Raw genomic sequence first — 5,933 nt, 5'->3', positions numbered from 1 at the left:
CAGCGAAGCCGACGTCCGAAATACGGGTGCCAACGGTAATGGACCTCGACCTCCTGCCCAACATGGGCAGAATGACCCCGAGATGACAATTACCCGAAAGAACAGCCTCTTCGCTGGCAGCGACGGCGGCGGACGGACATGGGCCACCATCGCCACGCTGCCGACCACCGCCAAGATGAACCAGGTCGATCCGCACGCCTGGCTCACCCAGACCCTCGAGCGTATCGCCAATGGCTGGCCAAACAGCGATATCGAGGCGCTTATGCCTTGGAACTACCAGCGCTAAACGGCATCAGCTACCCGCTTACCTGCTGACAGCTGATCCAGCAACCGCTGCAGCCGGCGGACCGGGCGCTTGTCAGGAAGGCCGCCGCGCAAAGCTCCTCCTGCCAAGCGCCTTCGCTGCTGCTGGTCTTGTCTCGCATCCGCGACGCCTCCGTGATTCGGCGTCACGGACAGAATCACGGCAGAATCATACGGGGCAATAGGCCCGCCGACGATGTGGGCATCGAAAGTGTTCCCGGACGCTTACGTGCCGGTCGACCCGACTGGGAGAACTGCAGTAAGCACGCCCGCTGCCCGCCCATAGGGCATCATGCGCCCCAGCCGCGCCGATATTTCATCAGCTCACGCGTCGTCCAATCGGGATAGTTTTGACGAGCAATAGGCACTGTGAGCACTGCTAGTGAAGATGCTCAACGATCGACCTAAATACCGTGTTAGTCTCTGATGAATCATCTTTTACCCCCCACTTAACTACCACCAGGTCCTCAGACGGATTAATCATCACTAATTGCCCACTGTTGCCGCGCGCGTAATAGGTACCGTCCGCTCCATGCATGTGCTCGGCGGCCGTATCCGCCTGCCAATGATGCAGCCACCAGTAGTACCCGTACGGACGCTTGGCGCAAATCGACGGCCGACTGGCCGTCGTCGCTTCGCTCATGTAGCCGTCGGGAAGAGTTTTGGTGCCATCAGCAAGCACACCGTCGCGCAGCAGGTAAAGTCCCATCCGAGCATAGTCACGCAAGGTCGCGCCAAACCCTGACTCGCCATAGGTGAAACCGTCCGCATTCTCGACAATCCAATAACCGTCGCACTCCATACCGAAGGGCTTCCAGACTCGATCAGATAGGTACGAGGAGAATTGCTTCTCAGATGCCCGCTCCACAACAATCGCCATAAGGGTCGAATCGGCCGAAGAATACCTGAAGCGCGAGCCGGGTTGAATTTCTTCAGCTGGGCGCGAACCCACATATTTCAAGAACGGAACCAAAGTCCCTGGCCGATCCTCACTGACGCATTCGAGCAGCTGGTAAATGTCAGAAGTTGGATCATCATAGAGTTCTCCAAAAGGGACGCCACTCAGGCCCTGCGCCAGGTGGCGAAGAGATATCTTCCCCCAACGGGTATCCTTCAATTCGGGAACATAAGTCTCTACGAAGTCGTCCAGGGCTTTTATGTAGCCATCCTTTAACGCGAGGCCCAACATTACCGAAGTCATGGATTTGGCCATGGATCGAGACTCACCGACACTACGGTCTGAATAGCCGTTTCCATACCGTTCAAAAACGATACCACCATTCTTGATCACCAACAGGCCAGATGTCATCGAACGTTCAAAAAAATCATCGGCGTCGTATGTGACGTCTCCTACACGATAAGTGAAGGCAATGTTCTCGTGGCGGGGCAGCGGATATGGCTTTCCGCCTGCCGCAATCGTGCGACTAGGAAATATCGCCTGCATGTTGCGGTGATTGATAATCTTCTGCTCGATGTTCCAACGAAGCTGCACTGACAAATTCGTCTTATTCCGGGGAGACGGATCTGACAATGTCATCGTTTTCTGACTACCAATATCCTCAACCAGAACACCAGCCGAATACCGTTCGCAGATTTCATTCGCAGATTTCATGAGAGACGCTGGCTTTCTTCAATCAAATGTTCATGGGTATCGAAAAGCGGAGTCTCCACGACCCACTCCGTGATTTGCCGGTGTGTGGGAGATAGGGGCAGGTTAATCATCGCTTTACTACCTTTTTGCCCAACTCGCAGCTGCAGCGCGGTTTAGAAAAAGATGCCAAATAGGCAACATGATGTCTATACCGTGTATCGTATATTTGCGCTCTTTGTTCCGGAAAATGAGAAAACGGACAGCGACCGAATGTTGATCAAGATCCGCCAACAGTGGTGCCATTCGCCGAATGTGCGGATTGAACTAAGCCGCTAGTCGCGGCAATTGGTGACCGCTTTGAGAGACGCCTCCTGTCTGAGAGGATTTGAGTGTCGCAAACCCATCCTTCAGACAGGAGATCCAGATGGCCGAGATGAGCCCTCTGCGTCGCCGGATCGAGGACATGACAGTCCGCAATCTATCTCCGGCCACACAGCAATCCTACCTTTATGCAGTCGCAAAGTTGAGCCGCTATTTTTGGCCGATCGCCGGATCGGCTGGGCCTTGACGATATCCATGCCTTCCAGGTTTACCTCGTGTCGACGGGCATCTCCTGGTCGGGATTGAACCAGATCGTCTGCGCACTCCGGCTCCTCTATGGCGTAACGCTCGGCCAGGATACAATCCCGGAGCATATTCCGTATGCGCGCGAGCCTCGCCAGTTGCCGGTTGTTCTTTCCAGCGATGAGGTCGTCGAATTTTCTGCAAGCTGTCTCCAGCCCGAAGGCGCGAGTGGCTCTGACAACGCTTATGCCGCCGGTCTCAGAGTCTCGGAGGCCTGTGGTCTTCGCGCCAACGGTATCGACAGCTCAAGGATGGTGATCCACATCACTCGCGGCAAAGGCGGGAAAGCCCGCTACGTCTTGCTGTCGCTGGAACTGCTCGGATTCCTACGCAGCTATTGGCGCTTGGCGCGGCCCAAGGACATTCTGTTTCCTGGGCGCGATCCTGACAAGCCGATCGAGCCGTGGGTGCTGCATTCCGCCTGTCGTTCGGCGGTTGCCGCGGCGGGTCTTTCCAAGCGCGTCACCGTCCATACGCTGCGGCATTCCTTTGCCACTCACCTGCTCGAGAACGGAGCATCATCCAGGTCCTACTCGGCCACGCCTACCTCTCGACGACAGCGCGCTATACGCAGGTCTTCACCGACACGATCCGGTCGACGGCCAGTCCGCTCGATCGATTACGACTGGAGGTGACGCCCGGAATCGTAATCGGTTGCGCCCCACCTTCGAAGTCGCCGACATCTTTCGACGGCATGGGAGTTCCTACAGGCGTGAGAACGCCGGTCATCTGGGCCGCGGCGAGCGACGCGTCATGGGCGCGAACGAAGCTTGCCGGACACACGGGCTCGGCGGTCACCTCGATGCGTGCGACGATTGCGGCAGTACCCGCATCCCCTATTTCCTGTCGATCGCCATTGCCCGAACTGTCAAGGCGCGGCCCGCAAGGAGTGGGTCGGTGCACGCGTCGCCGATCTGTTGCCGGTCCCGTACTTTCATGTGGTCTTCACGCTACCACCTGGCATCGCCGAGATCGCCTTTCACAACAAGGTGGTTGTCTATGCATTGCTGATGCGGATCGCAGCCCAGACGCTGCAGGCCGTTGCCGCGACCCCAAGCGGCTGGGCGCCGAGATCGGCATCGTCGCCGTGTTTCACACCTGGGGCCAGGCCATGACTCATCATCCCCATGTCCATTGCGTCGTGCCCGGCGGCGATCTCTCGCCCGAGAGGTCAAGATGGGTCGCTTGCCGGTCGGGCTTCTTTCTGCTCGTGCGCGTGCTGTCACGACTGTTTCGGCGGCTGTTTCTGACGGCCCTTGCCGACGCCTTTGCTCACGGTGAACTCCGCTTCTCCAACGAACTCACCCATCTAAACGACGACGAGGCGTTCACCCGCCATCTCGCGCGTGCTCGCCAATAGCCACCGACGGGATCGGATCGGTCTCTGCAGGCAGATTCTCGACCAGCCATCACCAGCAGGTGGGGAACCCGAGCCTGGCAAACCCCAGCACGGGCAATCCCACGAATGCCCCGACTGCCGACGGCCCATGCGCAGGACAGGAATCACCGTCGCGCCTGTTTCGGCCGCTCCGGCCATCTTCTTTCAGGCGCGATACTTCATGAACTCCGACAATCCGCACCCCTCCGATATGCCCGCAAAAACCAAGCGCCGCGCCGGCGCGCGGCCCCGCTACCGAAAGACCGACAGTGTGCATTGAGCGCAAAAATCGCCGCCGATCGTCCGGCAAGCTGCTCGCGAAGGTCGCCATATCAAACCCAAAATTCGGTCGTGCCACCGCTGCGCGCGACGAATTCGCTATCGCCGTCAGCCGCCAGCTACGAGGGCGGCAACGACGCCAACCAGCTGCGCTGCGATCGGTCTTCAAGATGGCCCAGGATCCGCTGCCGTCGGGTCGGGATCTGGCGTCGCAATCGGCGCTGTGCCGGCTGGAGAACCTGCCCGGCGTCCGGGAGCTGGTCGCGATGGGGCGGGCGATGGTCGAACTCTATTGCGCCTCGTTCCGGCAGGTGCCGAAGCGGATCGTACTCGACATTGACAACAACTTCGACGCTGTGCACGTAGGCCAACAGCTTCGCCTGTTCAATGCCCACCATGACGAGCACGGCTTCCAGCCGATCGGTGCGGGACGGTTCGTCAGCGCGATCCTGCGACCGGCCAAGCGGCCGAGTGGGGCTGAGATCCGCCCCTACCTGCGCCGTCGGGTGCGGGCGATCTGGATCAACTGGCCGAACATTCGAATCCTGCTCCGCGGCGATAGCCATGTGTGGATGGCTCCTGCCGCGCAAGAGAGAATCTGACTTTTCCACCTCCCGATCGGGTGCGGTCATGTGTCCGGCGTGTTGATTCGGCATTGATAACCGCTGGGCCCTGATGGACGTCGCAGATCGGGTCTAATCACTATTACGCGGTATTGATGCATGGCTACCGGCGAGTTTCCCGATCCCCGGTTCGACCGGTTGGCATCAAGCCTATTTACCCTTACGATCTCTGGTAGGCCTGTCGCTCTCCCCTCTCAATAATCCGTGATCCCCTACGCCGCTGTCGCGGGTACCCTGAAGGTTTCCTGCCTCGTCATGACCGCCCATGCGATCCGAGCCATCTTGTTGGCCATAGCGACCGTAACCAGACGCGGCGGGCGACGCTCAAGCAGACCATTGACCCATTGTGCGCCAGGCGCGCTTTTTGCTCGCGCGTAGCGAAGCATGCCAGTCCCGCCAATCACCAGCATGCGCCGGATGTAGCGGTTGCCCTGCTTTGATATCCGGCCCAGCCGCTCTTTGCCGCCACTCGAGTTCTGCCGAGGGACGAGGCCCAGCCATGCCGCGAACTCGTCACCAGACCGGTAGAAGCAGGGTCGGGAACCGTCGCCGCAATCGCGGATGCGGTCAGCACGCCTACCCCGAGAATCGTCGCCAGTCGCCGGCTCAGTTCTGCGTATGCCAGGCCTTGATCTCGGCGTCGAGCTTGGCAATCGCTCTTTCGTTTGTGCGCCACGAGCGGTCTCAAGGCTGCCTTTGTCAAAGTCGGCAGGCTATCGTCGTCGTCGACCTCGACGCAGCGGACTTGATCACGGAATTGCCGGAGGGTGCCATGCTGCTCGCCGATAAGGGCTATGATGCCAACGCCTTGCGCGATGCCGTCACCGAGCGAAAGGCATGGGCCAACATCCCGCCCAAGGCCAATCGCAAGGACCCGATCTGCTTCAGCCCCTGCCTCTACAAGGCGCGCAACCTCGTCGAGCGCTTCTTCAACAAGGCCAAGCAGTTCCGTCGCATCGCAACCCGATACGACAAGCTGGCAGAAAACTACCTCGCTGCTCTCAAACTCGTCGCAATCCGCATCTGGCTACGCGGTAATGAGTCTACGTCCTAGTCACCTGGAACCAAAGTAAGCTTCATTTTGTTTAACTTCTGTCACAAGAGCAGGAGTTTGATCGATGGTTGGCAGGCAGGC

3 protein-coding genes and 4 pseudogenes are annotated in these 5,933 nt (G+C 59.0%); 5 read left to right on the top strand and 2 right to left on the bottom strand.

Features of this window, described 5'->3' with window-relative positions:
- Positions 1–286, top strand: a 286-nt coding sequence (locus tag NKJ35_RS30540) for a transposase domain-containing protein (RefSeq protein ID WP_352651341.1), incomplete at its 5' end; no start/stop codon positions are given.
- A gap of 396 nt (positions 287–682) precedes the next feature.
- On the opposite strand, the gene NKJ35_RS30535 is transcribed toward NKJ35_RS30540, so the two are convergent.
- The gene (locus NKJ35_RS30535; protein ID WP_352651339.1) at positions 683–1,915 is read right to left on the bottom strand and encodes a serine hydrolase domain-containing protein; all 1,233 of its coding nucleotides are present in this window, start codon (positions 1,913–1,915) and stop codon (positions 683–685) included.
- Positions 1,916–2,318: 403 nt separating this feature from the next.
- Here NKJ35_RS30535 and NKJ35_RS30530 point away from each other — a divergent pair.
- The 3 pseudogenes from NKJ35_RS30530 to NKJ35_RS30520 form a co-directional block, all read left to right on the top strand.
- A pseudogene (locus tag NKJ35_RS30530) lies at positions 2,319–3,158 on the top strand (tyrosine-type recombinase/integrase); the annotation flags it as partial.
- Between the two features lie 14 nt (positions 3,159–3,172).
- Positions 3,173–3,875, top strand: a pseudogene (locus tag NKJ35_RS30525) (IS91 family transposase); the annotation flags it as partial.
- 378 nt (positions 3,876–4,253) lie between these two features.
- Positions 4,254–4,741: pseudogene (locus NKJ35_RS30520) on the top strand (transposase); the annotation flags it as partial.
- 269 nt (positions 4,742–5,010) lie between these two features.
- Here NKJ35_RS30520 and NKJ35_RS30515 read toward each other — a convergent pair.
- Entirely contained in the window at positions 5,011–5,451 is a 441-nt protein-coding gene (locus NKJ35_RS30515; protein WP_502904696.1) for a transposase, read from the bottom strand.
- A gap of 77 nt (positions 5,452–5,528) precedes the next feature.
- Here NKJ35_RS30515 and NKJ35_RS30510 point away from each other — a divergent pair.
- A pseudogene (locus NKJ35_RS30510) lies at positions 5,529–5,852 on the top strand (transposase); the annotation flags it as partial.
- Between the last annotated feature and the right edge of the window lie 81 nt (positions 5,853–5,933).

Origin of the sequence: Mesorhizobium sp. M0136 (genome assembly GCF_040322515.1) — a bacterium.
GTDB lineage: Bacteria > Pseudomonadota > Alphaproteobacteria > Rhizobiales > Rhizobiaceae > Mesorhizobium.
The sequence above is the reverse complement of the archived record's forward strand: the minus strand, read 5'-3'. Positions and strand labels throughout refer to the sequence as shown.

Coding starts and splice junctions, on each gene's coding strand:
- NKJ35_RS30535 (WP_352651339.1), bottom strand. CDS start 1,915: ATGAAATCTGCGAATGAAATCTGCGAACGGTATTCGGCTGGTGTTCTG.